The organism is Dulcicalothrix desertica PCC 7102, from assembly GCF_003991905.1.
Classification (GTDB): Bacteria; Cyanobacteriota; Cyanobacteriia; order Cyanobacteriales; family Nostocaceae; genus Dulcicalothrix; species Dulcicalothrix desertica.
The window spans coordinates 72,705-93,865 of sequence record NZ_RSCL01000018.1 but is presented as its reverse complement, the minus strand read 5'-3'; the positions used below and the strand labels follow the sequence as shown (position 1 = coordinate 93,865).

Annotated in this window: 12 protein-coding genes; all 12 read left to right on the top strand. The window is 36.1% G+C overall.

What is annotated here, in order from left to right; translation table 11 throughout:
• Positions 1 to 32: 32 nt before the first annotated feature.
• The 12 genes from DSM106972_RS32665 (at position 33) to DSM106972_RS32610 (ending at position 21,073) form a co-directional block, all read left to right on the top strand.
• Positions 33 to 599: a DUF11 domain-containing protein gene (locus DSM106972_RS32665; RefSeq protein WP_127084602.1), complete on the top strand. Its 567-nt coding sequence runs from the start codon at positions 33 to 35 to the stop codon at positions 597 to 599.
• Between the two features lie 196 nt (positions 600 to 795).
• Positions 796 to 2,346 (top strand): DUF11 domain-containing protein, encoded by a 1,551-nt coding sequence (locus tag DSM106972_RS32660; protein WP_186538705.1) that lies wholly within the window; start codon positions 796 to 798, stop codon positions 2,344 to 2,346.
• Positions 2,343 to 6,326 carry an Ig-like domain-containing protein gene (locus tag DSM106972_RS32655; RefSeq protein WP_411675353.1) on the top strand — a complete coding sequence of 1,328 codons (3,984 nt, stop codon included), beginning with the start codon at positions 2,343 to 2,345 and terminating at the stop codon, positions 6,324 to 6,326. The genes DSM106972_RS32660 and DSM106972_RS32655 overlap by 4 nt, the downstream gene beginning before the upstream one ends.
• Before the next feature lie 249 nt (positions 6,327 to 6,575).
• A complete protein-coding gene (locus DSM106972_RS32650; RefSeq protein ID WP_127084601.1) occupies positions 6,576 to 9,167 on the top strand; it encodes an SdrD B-like domain-containing protein in 2,592 nt (863 codons plus the stop codon).
• 118 nt (positions 9,168 to 9,285) lie between these two features.
• A complete protein-coding gene (locus tag DSM106972_RS32645; protein WP_127084600.1) occupies positions 9,286 to 12,036 on the top strand; it encodes an ATP-binding protein in 2,751 nt (916 codons plus the stop codon).
• 272 nt (positions 12,037 to 12,308) lie between these two features.
• Positions 12,309 to 14,330 carry an ATP-binding protein gene (locus DSM106972_RS32640; protein WP_186538703.1) on the top strand — a complete coding sequence of 674 codons (2,022 nt, stop codon included), beginning with the start codon at positions 12,309 to 12,311 and terminating at the stop codon, positions 14,328 to 14,330.
• On the top strand, positions 14,327 to 15,394 hold the full coding sequence (locus DSM106972_RS32635; RefSeq protein ID WP_127084598.1) for a hybrid sensor histidine kinase/response regulator: 1,068 nt from the start codon (positions 14,327 to 14,329) through the stop codon (positions 15,392 to 15,394). Before DSM106972_RS32640 ends, DSM106972_RS32635 begins: the two co-directional genes overlap by 4 nt.
• A 287-nt stretch (positions 15,395 to 15,681) precedes the next feature.
• Entirely contained in the window at positions 15,682 to 16,857 is a 1,176-nt protein-coding gene (locus tag DSM106972_RS32630) for a histidine kinase dimerization/phosphoacceptor domain -containing protein (RefSeq protein WP_233787410.1), read from the top strand.
• Positions 16,858 to 16,861: 4 nt separating this feature from the next.
• Positions 16,862 to 17,971, top strand: a complete 1,110-nt coding sequence (locus DSM106972_RS32625; RefSeq protein ID WP_127084597.1) for a hybrid sensor histidine kinase/response regulator — start codon at positions 16,862 to 16,864, stop codon at positions 17,969 to 17,971.
• A gap of 38 nt (positions 17,972 to 18,009) precedes the next feature.
• Positions 18,010 to 18,750 (top strand): histidine kinase dimerization/phospho-acceptor domain-containing protein, encoded by a 741-nt coding sequence (locus tag DSM106972_RS32620; RefSeq protein WP_127084596.1) that lies wholly within the window; start codon positions 18,010 to 18,012, stop codon positions 18,748 to 18,750.
• A gap of 595 nt (positions 18,751 to 19,345) precedes the next feature.
• Entirely contained in the window at positions 19,346 to 19,636 is a 291-nt protein-coding gene (locus DSM106972_RS54040) for a hypothetical protein (RefSeq protein ID WP_233787927.1), read from the top strand.
• A 648-nt stretch (positions 19,637 to 20,284) separates the two neighbouring features.
• The gene (locus tag DSM106972_RS32610) at positions 20,285 to 21,073 is read left to right on the top strand and encodes a glycosyltransferase family 2 protein (RefSeq protein ID WP_127084595.1); all 789 of its coding nucleotides are present in this window, start codon (positions 20,285 to 20,287) and stop codon (positions 21,071 to 21,073) included.
• The last annotated feature ends 88 nt before the right edge of the window (positions 21,074 to 21,161 follow it).

Sequence of the window (21,161 nt, the reverse complement as noted above, 5' to 3'; positions counted from 1 at the left end):
TAAGTCTTTTCCAACTTCAAAAGGTTTTTTCTATGAAACACAGTTATTTATTAGGATTAGCAGCCGTTACATTAATCGCTAGTGTTCCTGTAGTTGCTCAAATCCCCGCAGCTAAGAATTTCTTTCAATCTAGTGCAAACGCGCAAAATGTTCAAAAACAACAAAAAGTTAAGTTGCAACTTGATGCGGAAAAACAAGTGATTTTTCAAAACCAGCAAGGTAAGCAAATGAAATCTTGGCAAGCATTGAAAGGTCAAGCAAGCGTACAGCCCGGAGATGTATTACGTTATACAGTTAGTGGTGAAAATCTGAGCAACAAACCAGTTAAGAATTTAACTATCAATCAACCTATTCCTCAACGTATGGAATTTGTGTTGAAATCTGCAATTGGAGATATCAGAAGTGATACCAAAATTACTTATAGCATTGACGGTGGACGTAGCTTTGTAGAAAATCCAACTGTTAAAGTCACACTCCCCAACGGTAAAGTTGAAACAAAAGCGGCGCCTGCAAGTACTTACACACACATTAGGATGCAAATTCCATCAGTGGAAGCGAAGAGTGTTGTTAAAGGTAGCTATCAGGTAAAAGTCAAGTAGGGGTTGCTGCTCTCTCCTCACCTTATATCAGCCATTGTCGTAGATTGATGGCAATGGCTGTTTTTACGAAAATATATTTTGAAAATGAAAAATTCAAATCCTAACAAACAAAATTAGAAGCTATTTAACAAAAATAGTTTATTTATGAAGTGCATTTGCTAATCATAAAGGTACTATTTTACAGGAGAACATTAAAGTGAAGCGTCCGCGACATCAAAAGCAAAGATATTTAGAAAGATATATCGAAAGAAAATGGCTGCAAAAAGTAACTGTAATAGTATTAATTGGATGTGTTTTGCACAACTCTACAGGCACAACAAATGCCCAAGAAAGCCAAAGTAATGCTCGCCCTGCAATTAATAACCAAGCAAGTTACTCTTACACTGACCCTGCCAGTAAATTAAATTTTCGAGGTATATCAAGCCAGTTAAATGCTGTTACTAAACCATTAGTTGACCCGTTAGGGAGAATTTTAGGTTGTGGAGGTGAACTTTTACCTGATTACACTGGGTTTTCGGTCGGAGTATACGAACCAAACCCAAGTGACCCAACGGGAACTGAGTTAGGTAATTTGCTTAGTTTGACGCGAACTGAGGTACCCGACATTCAAAATAATGGTGTTCCTGGTGGACTCAAACCAAATGGCGAAAATAGTAATCCGTATTTTTTAACAAACCAAGAACCACGCGGTACTTATAACTTTTTGTTTGACCCCAATAAAAATCAACTTGCAACTGGTAGGACTTATATTTTAGTAGTTAATCCACCCCGAAATTCGATTTATACTCAGCGACGTATCAAGCTGCAAATTATTGATAGTACCGGTGGGATTGGAAATAATGTCGTTCGCTATACAGCAACTTCGCTTGATGGGCAACCAATTACGACTACGGGTGGTATTAATTTCACCGATACTGTGGCTTTTGTTCCCAATGCTGAAACTGTTGGACTCGATTTATTGGCATTCCAATTTACAACAGGAATGTGTCAACCTAACCAAGTACAAATTATCAAATCTGGGGACAGGGCAACAGCAGAACCTGGTGATACTGCAATTTATCGTCTTTCTGTCAAAAATCTCTCAGATGTTGGTTTAAATGGTGTTGTTGCTACTGATAATTTACCCTTGGGATTCAATTTTGTCCCGAAATCGGTACGGGGTGAAATTAATGGTCAAGCTGTAAATGTTATAGCTGAACGTCAAGGTTCAATAGTAACATTCCGTACTGATGCTATAATTCCACGCGGTTTGGTATTAAATATTGCCTACGCTGCACAGCTTACCAGTGATGCTGTACGCGGTAACGGTCGGAATACGGCAATTGTAAATGTGCGACGCGCGGATAATGGTTTTGCTGCCAAGGATGGACCAGCGACACATCAATTAAAAATTAGACCGGGTATTACATCGGATTGCGGTACTATTATCGGTCGCGTATTTGTTGATAAGAACTTTGATGGAGAGCAGCAAGCGGGGGAACCAGGTGTACCGAATGCAGTAATTTTTATGCATGATGGCAACCGTGTTACTACTGACCCAAATGGTTTATATTCTGTCGCGAATGTTAAACCGGGAAGTCATACAGGGGTTTTGGATTTGAGTAGTCTCCCAGGTTATACCCTGGCGCCTAATACCAAATTTAAAGAACGTAATAGCCAATCGCGTTTCGTGCGCTTAGAACCAGGTGGAACGGTACGCATGAATTTTGCAGTCACCCCCACTTTTCAAGAGGAGGTTAAGCAATGATACATAGACTGCATATTTTATTGCAAACAGGTTTAGAGTCAAAAGAAAATCTTTACAAAGAAAATTTTCACACAGAGGCAACTTGCCAAGAAGGTATTCTTTCTGGCAAAGTTCAAGAGTCGCAAAAACCTACAAAAGACGAGAGTTTTAGCTTACCATTGTTCCGTTATCAGGTTATTAGCGTTGTTCCGGAACCTGTGATTAAGCAAAAAGTAACGCGATCTCATTTGGTATTTATGAGCGCGTTAGCTGGTGCTTTTAGTTTAGTTTTGGCTCCCAGCATTGTGAAAGCACAATCATCCCAAAAATTCGATAATCCAGTTAATTCTCAATTTAATCTACAATCAATACCAAACTCAAATACAAATGAGCCAATAAAAATTCAAAATATCGAATTGCTAGCTCCTGATTTACCTTTAGAAGCTGAGTTTACCCCCATTGTTGATAATAATCATAGGAGTGAATCAACCGCAGAAAGACTTCAAAACGCACTCAATCAAAAAGAACCAAAACAAGCAATTCAACCTTTTCAACCAGCAGAAGATATAAAGTTACCTACAAGCTTGCAAAAGTTAGCACAGTCAGGGCAAATCGAAAATAGGAAATTGGAAGTAGAAAAACAAACAAGCCCCCCCTCCCCCTCGTCTTCTTCCACGCTCTCAACTTCTCCTACAGTCAAAATCCTTTCTCCCAGCTCTGACTCAATTGCTGATATTCCCGCTGCCACAGTTGTTTTACAATTTTCTATTGGCGCCAATATTGAGTTGCGTGTCAATGGTAAGTTAGTTAACCGAGATTTAATTGGACGAACGGAAACTGACGCTAATTCCAATTTGATAACACAAACTTGGTATGGTGTTTCGCTTTTAGAAGGCGAAAATACTATTACAGCACAACTCATTGGTACGACGGAAGCTGTATCTACTGTGAAGGTAGAAGTTCGGGGGGCACCAACAAGCTTAACTTTAGATACGGTTGAGGCTCGTATACCTGCGGATGGTCGTTCGGTTGCAACTGTTAAAGGTCAATTGGTTGATGCTAATGGTAATCGTTCAAATCGAGATGCAATTGTTACTTTATATACGACTTCTGGGGAGTTTGTTGGGGTTGACTATAACAGTAATGAACCTGGTTTTCAGGTTGAAGCCAAAAATGGACAGTTTACTGCGAGGTTAAAATCTGATTTGAAAGCGCAAACTGTTCGGATTCGGGGAACTGCGAATGATTTGGAAGCTTATACGCAATTGCAATTTGAAACTGCTTTGCGTCCTAGTTTGGTAACAGGTGTTGTTGATTTGCGTTTGGGCGCCAGAGGAACTGATTATTTTGGTAGTTTCCGCGATTTTCTCCGTCCCGATAAAGATAAGAACACTCAGTTAGATTTCAATTCATCAATTTTTGCCACTGGTGCGATTGGTGAATGGTTATTCACTGGTGCTTTAAATACTTCACGTTCTTTGAATGAGGATTGTAACTGCGATAATCGTTTATTTAGAACTTATCAATTTAGCGAACAGAATTATCCGGTTTATGGAGATAGTTCTAAAACAGATGTTGTTGCACCTTCAACAGATAGTCTCTTTTTGCGGTTTGAACGTTCTACAGGTATTCCGGGTGCTACACCTGACTATGCGATGTGGGGTGACTACAACACTGAAGAATTTGCTCGTTCATCGCAACAGTTTACTGCTGTGACTCGTCAGTTGCACGGTTTTAAAGCAAATTACAATATTGGTAACTTCCAAGTTACGGGTTTTTATGGTAATAATGTTCAAGGATTTCAACGCGACACCATTCCACCTGATGGAACGAGTGGTTTTTACTTCCTTTCGCGACGAATTTTAGTTCCTGGAAGTGAAAATATTTTCTTGGAGTTGGAAGAACTCAACCGTCCGGGGACTGTATTGGAACGCAAACAATTAAATCGCGGTGCTGACTACGATATTGATTATGACAGAGGGACAATTTTATTTCGGGAACCGATTCTGCGAACTGATATTGGTAAGGATGGTGAAGTTTTAGTACGCCGAATTGTCACTACTTATCAATATGATAGTCAGGATTCTAATAGTAATATTTTTGCAGGGCGCCTGCAATATAACCTTGCGCGCGGTTTGAACCAAGAAAGCTGGATAGCTGGAACCTATTTAAAAGAAGACCAAGGTGTACGCGATTTTGAGTTATTTGGTGCAGATGCTTTAATTTCGTTTGGTTCTCAAGGTAAATTTATCGCTGAATTTGCACGCTCACGTAATAATTCGGAATTAATGACGGATGTTAAGGGTGATGCGTACCGTTTGGAAGCTGAAGGGCAAATATTCAAAGGTCTTCAAGGACGCGCATATTATCGCTTTGCCGATACTGGGTTTGCGAATAATGCCACAATAAGTTTTGTTCCCGGACAAACTCGTTACGGCGCCCAACTAACGGGTAAACTGTCGGAGAGTACGAATTTACGCTTGCAATACGACCACGAAGATAACTTTGGTATTGCACCGCAACCGCTAAATACTTTTGAAGATTTATTTACACCTCGTGTTGAAGCAGTTCCTGGTAGTAAAGTCGATAATTCATTAACAACTGTTCTGGCAGGGATTCAACAACGCTTTGGTAATGCTATTTTAGATTTTGATTGGATTCATCGTAATCGCGAAGACAGAATTTCCACAAATTCCCTTTCCAGTAAATCTGACCAACTGCGTTCTAGATTAAGTGTTCCCATCACAAAGAATCTTACCTTTCAAGCGCAAAACGAACTGACATTATCTTCCGAAAAAGATACTGTTTACCCTGACAGAACCATCTTCGGTTTAAATTGGGCTGTACTTCCGGGTGTAAATGTTAGCTTGGCACAACAGTTTTATAATGGTGGACAGTTTGAAGGTAATTCTATCACTTCTTTGAGCGTTAATGGCGAACATAAACTAGGAAGTGATACTACCATCACTGGACGTTATTCAATTTTAGGAGGCGCCAATGAAATTACTACTCAAGGTGCAGTAGGCTTAAACAACAAATGGACAATAGCACCTGGTTTACGTCTCAACCTTGCTTACGAACATATTTTCGGTGACTTCCAAGCGCGTAACGCAACCGGACAGCAATTTGCCCAACCCTTCACCGTTGGACAAGCAGCGTCTTCTATCGGATTTAATGGTGGTGATAGTTACAGCGTTGGCTTAGAATATTCGGATAATCCCAATTTCCAAGCAGGCGCCAAATTTGAACATCGCGCTTCTTCTGTAGGTGCAAACACCGTAATTACCGCAGGAATTACAGGTAAAATTTCGCCCTCTATCACTGCCTTAGCTCGATACCAACAAGCAAATGCATCAAACCAGAAATTAACAGGTATAGGCGATATTGCCAACCTCCGACTTGGTGTAGCATACCGCGACCCCAGTAACGACAAATTTAACGCCTTATTACGCTATGAATATCGCAAAAATCCATCAGTAATTCCAGATACAATTCTTCTCGGTAGTGGCACGGGTTCTGAAGACCATACATTTGCCGCCGAAGCTATTTACGCACCCAACTGGCAATGGGAATTTTATGGTAAATACGCTCTTCGCAACAGTGCCTCATACTTAGCAAGCGACTTAATCGGTAGCGCTAGCGTAAATTTGGCACAATTTAGAGCTACGTACCGTTTAGGATACAGCATAGATTTAGTTGGTGAGGCAAGGTGGATTGGTCAATCTGACAATACTGAAACCGGGTTCGTCGTTGAAACAGGTTACTACCTCACCCCAGACCTACGACTTTCTGCTGGTTACGTCTTTGGTAAAGTTGATGACCGTGACTTCTCAGGTACACGCTCTGCTGGAGGCGTTTATTTAGGACTAACAGTCAAACTAAATGAACTATTTGACGGATTTGGACTGCAAAAACGTCCAGCTAGCCAGCAACAAGAATCAGTAGTGCAAACTCTACTAAAATACAAAAATCAACGCAGAACTTTACCAAATAAATTTTGAGAAGAAAGGTAAATACACCACGATTTGACAAAGACGTAGCAGTGCTACGTCTCCACACAACCTATGAAGCTATAAAAAAGTAGATTTTGGAAATGAAAAGGAAGAACAACAATTAGTTTGATTTATACATTATTTATTCATGTGCTTGTTTTTATAATATGCGCCATGTCTTGCAAATTTTACCGTCAGTGAAACCATAAAATATACGAATTTTTGATAGTCAAAAAAATTAGTTATAGAGTAGAACCGATGAAAAGTTTATTTAAAACTTTAAAAGCTATTGCTTATTCAAATACACAAAAAGCATCTCAAATTCATATTGGAATACTTGGGACAACAGGAATCATGGGGTTGCTTGCAATTAGCCAGGTTGCGCTCATGCCCAAAGTTAAGGCACAAACAGCACCTTACTGTTCAATACTATATGGAATTGATAATACGGGTACTAATTTCAGCAAAATCTACAATGTTAATGTCGCTAACGCTGCTTATAATGCTGCCACTGCTAATACTGGAACAGTAGCAACCAATACTTTATTCTTGAGCGCAGCTGCTGCTCTAGAACCTAGCACAGGTAGATTATTTTATGTATCCCGTGACATATCTAGCACCAAAGTTGCTTACTGGGATCCTGTAACTAATACTCACACGCAGCTAGCAATAACATTTAACGCTAATTCAACAACTGTCCGCGCAGCTTTTTCTCCTAGCGGACGACTATTTGTGGCAACCTCCACAACATTATTTGAAATCAACCCCATAACTGGCGCCCAAATCAGTAGTAAAACTCTATCTGGCGTTTCTGGGGCAAATGGAGATATGGCATTTGATGGGAATAATGTTCTCTTCCTTGCTGCGGATGCCAATTTGTACACTATCGATATTGATAATCTCTCTGTATCTTCTCCAGCCAATCTTCTTGCTACAGCCCCAGCTGGCACACAATTTAATAGTTTGGCATTCAAACCAGATGGTAAGCTTTATGCTTTTGCTGGAAGCAACAGTATTATGTATGAAGTCAATACCAATACAGGAACCCCTACTGCAATAGGAACGATTACTTTTAACCCAGCAACAACTGCTGGTGTTGTAGGTACAGACTACGCAAGTTGTGCTGCACCAACTCCTAATCTTCAATCGACTAAAACGTACACCAAAGTTAGTGGTAGCACAGGAAGTGATATTCTACCTGGAGATGTGATGGAGTACACGATAACAACTACAAATATAGGTAGTGTACCTGCTACTAAAGCTTCTTTTAAAGACCCAGTTCCTGTAGGTACTACCTACATAGCAGCAAGTACTACAATGAATGGTGTAGCTGTTACAGATGCGACTGGGGGAACATTTCCATTTGCGAATGGTGCGACAATTCAATCACCAGGTCTGAAACCAGGGGTAATTGGTACGGGTAGCAGCTATAAAGTGACAATCAAATATCGAATTAGGGTGAATACCGTCAACCCCCCAACTAACGTTAACAACCAAGGAACGACTTTTTACTTAGGAAATCCAACGGGTGGTATGCCTACTGACGACCCTAATACGCTCACACCTGGAGACCCTACTATTACAACAATAACTCCTGCCACTACTACTATCTCCGGTACACTCTACGAAGATACTGATATGGGTGATGATTTAGATGCAGGTGAACCCAAACTACCAGCAAATATTACAGTAAAACTACTTGATATCAACAATAATGTCATCACAACAACTCTGACACAGAGCAATGGAACTTACACCTTCACTAATATCACTAACGGTAGTTACAAAATCCAAGTCGATACCACAGATACTGATATCGCTGCTAGATTAATATTGGGTACAAACAATAATCTTCCGGTAACTGTCTCTGGTAGTGCTGTTAATAATCAGAACTTTGGCTTTTACCCAACCTATACTGTTTCCGGAACAGTTTACGAAGATAGTGATCGCGGTGATGATTTCGATGGTGGTGAACCAACCTTACCTGCCAATATCACTGTGAAATTGTTAGATGGTACTGGGACAATTATTGCCATCACGAACACTAATACTAGCGGCCAATACAGCTTTACTGGAATGACTAGCGGTAATTACATCATTCAAGTAGACACAAACGATAGTGATATTCCTGCTGGCTTGACTTTGGGTACAGCAAACAGCCTATCAGTTAATGTTTCCGCCAGTTCTGTTACTAACCAAAACTTTGGTTTTGATGCTCCAAGCAACCCAAATGTCTTACTAATCAAGCGTATTACTGCGGTCAACGGTTTAACTTCCACTAAAGACGGTGACGACTTGGCTAAATACAAAGACGAAAATACTAATCCATACGATGACAACAATGTTAGCATTATTAACCCTACGCCCACAACCTCCGAAGATACTAACAAATGGCCTAGCATAAACACTTTCCTAGTTGGTGGTACAAATGGTGGTAATGTTCGACCAAATGATGAAATCGAATACACTATCTACTACTTGTCCACAGGTGACACAACCGCAAATAATGTTTTGATATGTGATCGCGTTCCCGATAATGCTACCTTTATCCCGACTGCATTCAATAATTTTCCAACTAAAAACACAAGTGGTCTTCCTAGTGGTGATCGCGGTATCATTTGGCAATACAACGGCGCCACAGAATCCTTAACTAATATCAGCGATGGGGATACAGCAGAATATTTATCCCCAGGTATTGACCCCATGATTAAGTATCCAGGTATCAAGTGCGATGGTTCTAATACCAACGGTGCTATAGTCGTTAAGTTAGGAAATTTACCAAATGCGACTGCTCCCGGTATACCTGCTAGTTCATACGGTTTTATCCGTTTCCGAGGTAGGGTGAAATAGAGTTATGATTTAAACGAGATTGGCGCCGATACAGCTGTAACAATAATTTTGTTACTATACTCCAAATAAGCGCCTATATTAGTTAATTTATATTTAGATATCAAGTCAAATAATCAGTATGAACCAAGTCTCAAGTAAAGTAATTTCAGGCGCCTTCAGTTGTGCATTAGCATTACTGTCTGGTGTGATAATTGCTTCTTACTTGAGTGTAAGACAGTCAAACCAAGATAAACAATGGGTCATTCATACCTACAGTGTAATGGTAACCATCAAGGATATAAATGTTGGACTTATCAGTGCTGAAAGTAAACGCAGGGGTTTTGTTTTAATAGGTAAGCCATCTTATATTAAGAACTATCAACAAGATCAAGACAAAGTTTACAAATCTTTAAATAAGTTATATGACTTAACAAAAGATAACTCTAAGCAACAACGTAGACTAGATAAACTCAAGCCATTAATTGACAAAAGATTTATTTTTTTTGATAAGTCAATCAAGCGATTCAGGCAAAATCCTAAAGATTTATCATCTCAAACTGCCATTACAGAAGAAAATAGTCTGTTGCACGAACCGATTGAGACTATATTTCAAGAGATAGAAGATGAAGAAAAAAGCTTATTGAAATTGCGAATGCAACAAACAAGCAGGAGTATTAGTAGAACTAATATATTAGTAGGCTTGGGATATGGCTTTGGTTTAATCTTACTTATAAGTGTGTATTTATTACTGCGGAAGCAAATATTTGTTAACACAGTGTTATCTCAAGAAGCTGTTAGCTTAGAAAAAAAAGCTGCAAAATCGCAATTGGCGAGTTTCTTAGAAAGTACAACAGATGCTTTTGTAGCTTTAGATAATAACTGGAATTATACTTATGTTAACCAAAGAGCAGGAAAAATTTTTAATCGCACACCAGAAGAGTTAATTGGCAAGCATATTTGGACAGAATTTCCTGATGGAATAGGACAAAAATTTTACCATACTTATTATCAAGCTATTGCAGAACAGCGGATGATGCAAATCGAGGAATATTACCCACCCTGGAATTGCTGGTATGAAAATCGAATTTATCCTACACAAGATGGCTTATTTATTTTCTTTCAAGATACTACACAACGTAAGCAGTTAGAGATTGCTTTACAGTATCAAATTGAGTTTGACCAGCTTGTTGCTAGAATTTCTACACGTTTTATTAATTTGTCTTGTTCAGAAATTCCAGATAGTATTAATTCAGCTCTACAAGAAATTAGTGAGTTTAGCCAGGTTGATACTAGTTTTATTATAGAATTTTCAGATGATAAAACTTTTATTAAGATGATTTATGAGTGGGTGGCACCAGGGTTTACACCTCACATTGAAAATATTCAGAATCTTCCGTATAATTCTTTTTCTTGGGCAAACACGCGAGCAATGCAAGGTGATGTTGTATACTTTACAAGTTTGTTAGAACTACCAGAAGAAGCGGCAATTGACCGTGAAAACTGGCATCAAAATAATATTAAGTCGCTGATTTCTATACCTTTAAACTATCAAGGTAGCTGTTTTGGGGTATTAGGGTTTGCAACGTTTGAGCAAGAAAAAGCATGGTCAGAGAATAGCGTGAGATTATTAAAAATTGTTGGCGAAATATTTACTAATGCTTTACAACGTCAGCAAGCAGAATTAGAACTACTACAACAAGAACAGCGCTGGCAATTGGCAATCAAAGGTAACAAAGATGGAATTTGGGACCATGACTTAATTAGCGGGCGCCACTTTTTATCTCCACGCTGTCGCAAGATGCTAGGATATGAAGATAATGAGATTACAACTTTCAGTGAATGGTTTGATTTAATCTATCCAACAGATCAAGAAATATTAAAAAAATCATTTGAAGCTCATCTTACTCGCCAGACTCCATATTATAGTAGTGAGTATCGTATGCACTGTAAAGATGGTTCTTATAAATGGCTTTTAGCGCGCGGACAAGCTCTGTGGAACGAAGCAGGAATTCCAATTAGAGCTGTAGGTTCAATTACTGACATTACAGAACGTAAACAAGCGGAAGCAGCGATTTTTCAACTTAACCAAGAACTCGAAACAAGAGTTCAACAGCGTACAGCAGCTTTACAAATCAGCGAAGCAGAGTTACAAAAATTAAATCAAGAATTATTACGTTCTAATCAAGATTTAGAACAATTCGCTTATATAGCTTCCCATGATTTACAGGAACCATTACGAGCAATAATCGGTTTTACCCAAATTCTAGAAGCAAAATATCAAGAACATCTAGATGAATCGGCGCAAAGATATATAAAAATTATTATTGATGCTGGTAAAAGAATGCATCAATTAGTACATGACTTGTTAAAGTACTCTCGCGTTAGTATTCGTGACGAAGAATTTACTGTTATTGACTCTAACTCAGTTCTTAACCAAGCCATGATTAATTTACAAGTAAGTATTACCGAAAGTCAAGCGAATATTACCCACGATACTTTACCGAGAGTACTTGCAGACAGAACTCAGCTAGTACAAGTATTCCAAAATATAATTGCCAATGCCATTAAGTTTTGTCGGCAACAACCTCAGATTCATATTGGAGTTAAAGAAATAGAGAGTTCTTTGTATACTCATAAATACCTTTTTTGGATACAAGACAACGGAATTGGCATTAAACCGCAATACATCGAGTGCATTTTTGAGATTTTCCGTCGCTTGCATACACGTAATGAATTTTCTGGTACTGGTATTGGTCTGGCGATTTGTAAGAAAATTGTTGAGCGTCACAATGGTAATATTTGGGCAGAATCAGAGCCAGAAGTCGGAACTACTTTTTACTTTACATTAACGGCGCCTTCTGAAAGCTTACTTGTTAATAGGGCGCCGTAGCAAGGTTAAAATATTTTCAGTAAAAGATAAATTATTAATTTGTATATTTTACATATTAAACAAAGTGTACAAAACAATCAAATTAATTGAAGAAAGTAAATATTTATTCAAAATTGCTACATTTAATTTATATTATTACAAACTTGAAAGTTATCAATGCAATTTTTGCATAATTAAGAGAAATGTTACAAAAATATGTTTGGCGGGGCAGAAAATCCTATAAAATTGCGATTACAATAATTACCAAATTACATAAAATTATCCTTACTGTAATGCGCTCTCAATTTTTGTCGGCAAAATCATTTAATTACCTGTCGTCAGTTTTGGATGAGGTAATTGAAGTTTGCCCTCTAGTAGCCCCTAATGTATCTGTTGCAGAAGCAATTACCCTAGTATGTCAAGGTAAGACAGAACAAAGCCACATTTTAAATGCTGTAGTCGTAGAAAATTCGATTCCCATAGGAGTATTAACAAGTGGAGATATAGTCAGACAGATAGCAGCAGGGAAAAAGATAGAATTTGTTAGAGTTGCAGATGCGTTAACTCAACCGTTGGTAACGCTAATGCGCTCACAAATTAAAAGTATTGACTATATATTAGATAAGTTTGATAACCAGTTAGATAGTTTAATCGTACTATCCCAGAATGGTGATGTAGAGGGGATAATAACTAAGGCAAATATTATTCCAGCTTTGAAAAATACTCTTCTCGAACAAGAAAGTAGCATTGGCATGATGCGAAGAATTATTGAAACTGTCAGCGATGGCGTATTTATATATGATTTAGAGGCAGGACTTTTAGTTGAAGCAAATTCTTCTGCTTGCAAAATGCACGGTTTCACATATGAAGAGTTGTTAAAAGCTTGTATAAGTAAGTACATACATCAAAACTCACATTATGTTCTCGAAAATTTTTTTAAGACACTGGAACTTGGCTGTGAATCTTTCATCGAAGCTACTGGTTTACATAAAGATGGTAGCGCTTTTGATGGTGAAGTTAGGGGGACAGTAGTTAATTATAACTATAGAAAATTTGCTATAATTGCTGTACGAGACATAAGTAACCGTAGACGTTTAGAGACAGCTTTGAGTAAACTAGGCAAAATAAATTCGGAGCTAGCTTGTGCGACTCGTATGAAAGATGAATTTTTGGCGAATATGGGTCACGAGTTACGCACACCTTTAAATGCCATTTTAGGTTTATCAGAAGGTTTAATTGATGAAGTTTATGCACCATTAGTTGAAAAACAAAAAAAAGCAATATCAAATATTCAAAATTGCGGACAAAACCTTTTAGATTTAATTAACGATATTCTCGATTTGACAAAAATTGAGTCTGGTGATTTGAAACTAGATAAAAGTTTAGTAGATATCAATACTCTGTGTAATTCTATTTGTCCTTTTGTTAAACAACTTGCATGTAAAAAAAATATAACACTAACGTTTACAATTGCTCCTACTATAGATAAAGTATGGATTGATGCACTTCGTATACGTCAGGTTTTAATAAACCTATTGAGTAATGGTATTAAATTTACGGCAAATGGCGGAACTGTTGAACTTGTCGTCAATGTTGATAAAGAAGCAAAGAAAATTTACTTTCGAGTTTTTGATACTGGTATTGGGATTGATGCTAAAAATTTTAATAAATTGTTTCAACCATTTGTACAGATTGATGCTTCATTGTCCCGCAGCTATTCAGGTACTGGGTTGGGATTGGCTCTAGTTAAAAAAATTATAGATATGCATGGAGGTAATGTTACAGTTTCTAGTGAAGTTGGTAAGGGAAGTTGCTTTACTTGTACACTACCACTGATTACTGCTCCACAGTTAAATTATTCTGATTTTACACATCAATCTACTTACCAATCTATAAAATCATTTATATTAACAGAAGAGAATAGTAATTATAATAGTATAAATAAACCCTTAATTTTAGTAGCAGATGATAATATTACTAATGCTGAGTTAATTTGCGAATTTTTAACAGTATGTGGTTATCAATTTACTATTGCACGTGATGGATTAGAAGCTGTTGAATTTGCCATAGAGCAGAATCCTCAGCTAATTGTTATAGATGTGCAAATGCCAAAACTTGATGGTTTGGCTGCAATTGGACGTATGCGTGAAGTACCTGATCTTTCACAAACCCCAATAATTGCTTTAACTGCATTGTCTGAGGGTAAAAACAAATGTATTGAAGCTGGCGCCGATGAGTTTATTCTGAAACCAGTTAGCCTGAAATACCTAAACTCGGTAATCCAAAAGTTATTAACTAGGAATCAAAAACCATGAAAAGTAATACGATAATTTTGGTTGTTGATGACGAGGAACAAAATTTTGATGTTATTGAAATTTTACTTTTTAAAGAAGGTTATACTTTACATTTTGCTCAAAATTGTGATATTGCGCTTGATTTTATAGAAAAAAATAAAGTTGATGCAGTTCTGCTTGATGTCATGATGCCAGAAGTTAATGGAATTGAGGTTTGCCGTCGAATTCGAGCAAATCGGCAACTGGGCTATATACCAATTGTGATGGTGACAGCACTCAATACAAAAGAAGATTTAGCTCAGTGCTTAGAAGCAGGAGCAGATGATTTTATTAGCAAACCTGTCAGTGGTGTTGAACTTAGAGCTAGAGTTAATTCCATGTTAAGAATTAAACATCAGTATGATGCGCTGCAAAATAGCTTGCAATTGCGAGAAGATATGGGGAATATGATTTTCCATGATTTTTCTAATCATCTTGTATCAATTCTTTTAGGTTGTGAAATTTTACGTTTTGGCAAGAATGAATCTCGAAAAGAGAAGCATTTACAATTAATGGAAAATTCAGCTAAACAACTGCAATTGTTAACAGATAGTTTATTAATAATGGCAAAGTTAGAATCTGATAAAATGGTTATTGAACCTGAAGAGGTAATACTTGGAGAAATTATTGAATCTGTGTTAGAAGATTTTAACTTTTTAGCTGAATCTAGAAAAATTCAAATAATTAATGACGTTGCACCTTTAACGAAAAAAGTATACATAGATAAACAAGTTATACGTAGAGTACTTGACAATTTAGTCTCAAACGCAATTAAATTTTCTCCTGCAAACAGCTTAGTAAAGCTTTGTGTTGAGTATCCTGAGAATATTCAAGCTAGAATAAAAGTTATTGACCAAGGGAAAGGTGTTAGTGATAACTTGAAACAGCGTATATTTGATAAATTTGAAATTGGTCAAGTTGTTAAAGGAATTTCTCAAACAGGTTTGGGTTTAGCATTTTGTAAACTTGCTATTAATGCTCATCAAGGTCAAATTTTTATACAAGATAACCAACCTCAAGGAACAATATTTACTATAGAACTATAAAATTTTAATGTCAATAAAATCTAAATATTTCAGAACACATGATATGTAGAGACGTTACATGTAACGTCTCTACGAGTGTTTGGGAATTAACATGGCAATTTATATATACCCATCTATATTCCCGTAAATTTACGTTGTTACGCTCATATTATTTATTTTACTTTTAGTAATAATACCCTACTCATTTTAGTAGTAGTACAGGCAATAATATAAGAGAGCCTATTTGCAGCTAACTAACATTGGCACTTTTTCAAAGCTTGTAAATACTTAAAGATATCGCAAGTTTTATGCAAACACAATACACTATTCTGATAGTAAATAAATCAGCAGAAGAACGAAACTTATATCGTCATTACCTTGAAAGAAATTCTTTATATACTAACAATATTATTGAATTGGAAACAGCAACTCAAACACTTATTTACTGCCAAACACAAACACCAGATTTGATATTAGTGGATTTTATATTACCAGATGCGACTGTAATTAGTTTTTTAGAAGAACTCAAGCATAAAAGTTGTATAACTTACATGCCAGTAGTCGTATTATCTGCGCTGGGAGACGAGACAATTGCAGTTCAGGTGATGAAGAATGGAGCGCAAGATTATTTGGTTAAAAATCGATTAACTTGCGAAGCATTAAACCGAGCTTGCAATACTGTAATGGAACGAGTACGGTTAATGCGACAAATTGAGCAACAGCAACACAATGTACAACAGCGAACTATTGACCTAGAACAGGCAAACGCCCTATTACGGAGTGAAATTACAGAAAGAATGCGAGTTGAAAACGAACTGCGGCAAAGCGAAGCTAAAATTCGGCGTTCACTCGAAGAAAAAGAAACTTTACTCAAAGAAATTCATCATCGTGTTAAAAACAATCTGCAAATCATTTCTAGTCTTCTGCGTATGCAGTCGCGGCGCCCTCTTGATGAAACAACTCTTATTTTATTTCAAGAATCTCAAAACCGCGTACAGTCTATGGCGTTAATTCATGAACATTTGTACCAAGCTTCAGATTTATCTCAAATCAATTTTGGTGATTATATTCGCAGTCTCACAGATAATCTGTTCCGCAGCTACGGAGTTAGTCAGCGATTTATTCAACTAGATATTGAAACAAATGCTCTTAAGCTTTGCCTTGATACAGCAATCCCTTGTGGGTTGATAATTAATGAGCTTGTTTCTAACTCCCTAAAGTATGCTTTTTCAAATCAGCAGTACGATAAAATTCACGGAAAAATTATTATTTATCTTCAGCAAGATAGCAAAAATGGTTTTAAGCTTACAGTTGGTGATAATGGCATTGGGATCGATGAAAATTTTGATTGGCAAAGTACAAACTCGCTTGGGTTGAGAATAGTGCATAACTTGACGAGGCAACTGAAGGGCAAAATCTCGCTCAAACGTGATTGCGGTGCAGTATTCCATATAAACTTTCCTACACTAGAAAAATTTAAGTAAACCTATGAATTCTATCTATATATTAATAGTAGAGGATGAACAGCTAGTTGCTGATGACTTACGTGAAACGCTAGAGTTTTTAGGTTACTCAGTCTCTAATTTAGTTGCGTCGGGAGAAGAAGCAATCCTCCAAGCTGAAGTCAAAAAGCCAAATTTAGTACTAATGGACATTCGTCTCGAAGGCAAAATGGATGGGATTGAAGCATCGATGCAGATTAAATCGCTATTTGACATTCCTGTAGTTTACCTTACTGCCAACGCAGACCAAGCGACGCTTGAGCGTGTGAAAACGTCACAACCTTTTGGTTATATATCAAAACCTTTTGACGAAAAAACACTTTCAACCACAATTGACATTGCTCTTTCTCGTCATCAAGCAGAAATAGATATCAAGAATGCATTATTTTTAGCTAAAGCCGATAAAAAGGTTGCTGAATTGCGAATCCAGGAACAATCTCAATATATTTGTATGGCAGCACACGAGCTCCGCAATCCTTTAACTACAATTAAACTTGGTGCGGAAATCCTCAAAGCATATAATGGTTATGAGGATAAAAAGCACAAGCATCTTCAACGCATTGAAACAGCTACTGACAGTTTAATTGGATTATTAGAAGACATCTTAATTTTAGGTAGAACTCAATCTGGAAAACTTACATATAACCCTTGTTTGATTGATGTAATCGCTTTTTGTGAAGAAATCCTTGAATCACTGCAAATGACTATTAATCAACAGTACACTATAGAATTTACTGTTCACGGTGAAGGGCGCCTTGCTAACCTAGATAAACACTTACTATGGCATCTACTTGATAATTTACTATCTAATGCTATTAAATATTCGGGTGCTTCTTCTTTGGTTTCGTTGGTACTAATTTGGGAAACTGATTTTATTTGTTTCCAAGTTCAAGACCAAGGTCTGGGAATTCCAGAAGAATTGCATAACCACTTGTTTGAGCCATTTCAACGTGGGACTAATGTCAGTCAAATATCTGGTACTGGCTTGGGACTTACAATTGTGAAACAATGTGTAGATTTACACAAAGGTACAATTGACTTTGTTACTCATATTAATAAGGGTACAACTTTTTTTGTCAAACTTCCTCGAATATAACCATCATATTTCATACTTTACAATTAAAAAATGAGATTATGTTATACCAAGAACAATTAGAAACACTAATAAGGCAATTACAAACTGAATTACACCAAATGCATGATAGATTTATGGAAGAAAAAGATAAGTTTAATAAATTAGAGATTAAATATAAAACGTTGAAAGAGCAGTTAATGCAAGAAAAAAAATTATTACGTCAAATCATAGATACTAGCCCTAACCTAATTTTTATTCACGATTCAGACAATAGATTTGTCTTAGTCAATCAAGCTGTTGTTCAAATTTATAATACATCTATTGAAAAAATTCTTGGTCAAAAAAATGATATTTTAGGATTTAATGAGCTTGATATGTCAAGTTTATCACAACTCAAAAAAGAATCGGTATTAATTACGCAAGAATTTTTAGTGTTGCCTACAAAAGGAACACGTTCTTTTGAAATTACTAGGTATATAATAGAATTTAAAAATTTTAAAAATTATACTTTATGCGTCTGTGTTGATATGACAGATGATAAGTTACTTGAAGAAAAACATGACTCAAGTAGTAAAGAACAAGCAAAGCTTCGAGAAATGATATCCAATTTTATTAATATTACTTCTCACGAATTTAGAACTCCTTTAACTACTATTTTAAGTTCAACCGAACTACTTGAAAAATACGGTAAAGATTGGACTGAAGAAAAAGCTATGTTTCATTTAAATCGCATTCAATCTTCAGTACAGCATATGGTGCTGATGCTAGACAATTTATTATTTTTAGAAGATAATATTTAAAATAATTAATTATAGTTTATAAAACAATCTAAATGAAATGTTAACAAGCAATCAAAAGAAGATAATCATCATAAAAATTAAAGTTTAAATTCGGAAAATACAAAATCAATATCTAAACCGAAAATTCTTAGGTTGGGTTGAGGAATATAAACGTAGTTTTCGCGTAGGGTAGGAATATAATAACTACCCTGCGGGAAAACTTGTGGTTGATGCGTCTCTCGCGCGATTTTGACAAATGAGTAGCTGTTGTCTAGATACCCATACAGCCGAAGATATAATTGATATGTATTGCAGCTTAAAATCCAAGAAATTACTTCTTCAGCAAGTATTCCAATAAAGTGTATTTTACGTAGATTGAAAATTTAGCAGATCTTCATAAAAAATGATATTAACTGTGTAGTAGCGCTTCTTAACTTATCTCATCTTAATAAAAAATAATAAAACATATAAATTAATCATTATATAACAAAAAACTAGTTGATATCAAACAAATAATCAAACATAATATACATTTGAAAAAACGGTAATATTAACAATTACATAAATATCATCATGGTTTTATTATGAAAAGTATAGATGAGCCAAAAAAAAGAACATGAAATTACAATATTACAAGAGACAGCATAATCAAATAATTGTAAATCCAAGCTTAAAACTTAAAAAAATAAATATTATTTTAATAAGCACCTTTCTCATAGTAAAACTATTAGTAGCAGGTTGCTTAACCATTCAATTTATAGGTTATTTGATTAATTATTATAACCAAACAGGAAATAGCTATCCTACTTCCTTACCTTGGATAAACAACAAATCTGAGTGCGAACACCGAGGTCGAGAATGGCAAGGTGAAAAATGTTGGGATTCAGAACATAATATGCTTTTTTGAAAGGCGCCTCCACATAGCTAGTGCAGGTTGGGAACAGACTATAAATAATTGTGTATAAGGATTTAGGCACCTATATAGTAAACACACTAGGTGCCTAAATTTTTAGGTTTTAATTGAAAAAATAAACTGTTTTAAATTTTAGCAATAATTCAGTATCGACTTAATAAAATATAAATTCCATATAAAACAGTATCTTTTTAATAAACAAAATCTACATTTTTATTAATAAAATCTACATTTAAATGACAAAGTTTACATTTATTTTATTTAGACTAATAAAATATATTTAGTTTTAAATATATCTACTTATTAAATTGAATTTTTAAAATTTCAAAAATACCGATAAGCACTGATATGTTTTTAGTCATTAGTATCTATATTAGATTTTAAGATGAGTTCCCTTTACCAAAGGAAAGCAAAGGGTAGGAGGCTGAGGGCATTTGTAAAAACTACTTTACCTCTGCATTGATTGATCAAAAGCTCCTATTGATACAAAATTATTGTTGATTGTCAAAAAGCTAAAATTCTGCTTTGCAAAATATTTTTGACATCACCTTTGCATAATTTTAAATCTAACTCAACAAATATATGTTGAATTAGTTTGAACAGCTAATTGCTAAAAAACAACATTTTGATGGGAGAAAGAAAATGCTTGATAACAATAATACAATAGAAAAATATACTACTTTGGCAAGTCAACAGAAAAAAATCTCGGTTACAATTGTAATTCCTGCTTTAAATGAAGAAGGAAATTTAGAGAAACTTCTGTTGTATATAAAAGAAGTATTCCAAAATCTTGGTTCGACTTTACCAGTCCTAATAGTTAATGATGGTAGTACAGACAATAGCCCTGAAATTCTGAATCGCCTGACACAACAATATAACTTTTTAAAGGTGATACATCATTCACAAAAGCGCGGAGTAACAGAAGTATGGAAAACAGCTTTAGTTCACGTTAAAACTGACTGGATACTTTGGGGGCAAGCTGATTTAGAGTCTGACCCTCGTACTGATATACCATTGCTATTAGAAGCTTGTAAGCCAGGTGTAGACGCAGTTGCAGGCTGGCGCCAAAAGCGTGGCGATGGCAAAATTATAGCTTCAACGATTGCCAATTCAGCTTGTCGTTTACTCTTTGGTTTAAAAATCCACGATATGAACTGGATTAAACTAGTTCGTCATGATTTGTTATCTACTTTACCGATAGAAAAGATTACCCATCGCTATCTTTTAGCTGTACTTGCATCTCAAGGACATAATGTGACAGAGGTTGCGACTCCTTGGCATCCTCGGCATTCTGGAAAGAGTAAATTTGGTAAACGTCGTCTCCTTTCTTCTGCTATCGATTTTGTCAAGTTATGGTGGTGGCTCCAGACTGAAAAGCGTAAAATTTATAAACGTAATATGCAACAGGTAAATTTACAAACGTTAACATAGCTGTAATTGAGTAGAAATACAAAAGTAATCTGTCATTTTTCCAGGACTTACGCATGAAAACCTAGAAACCTGGTTTCTTTGTAAGTCC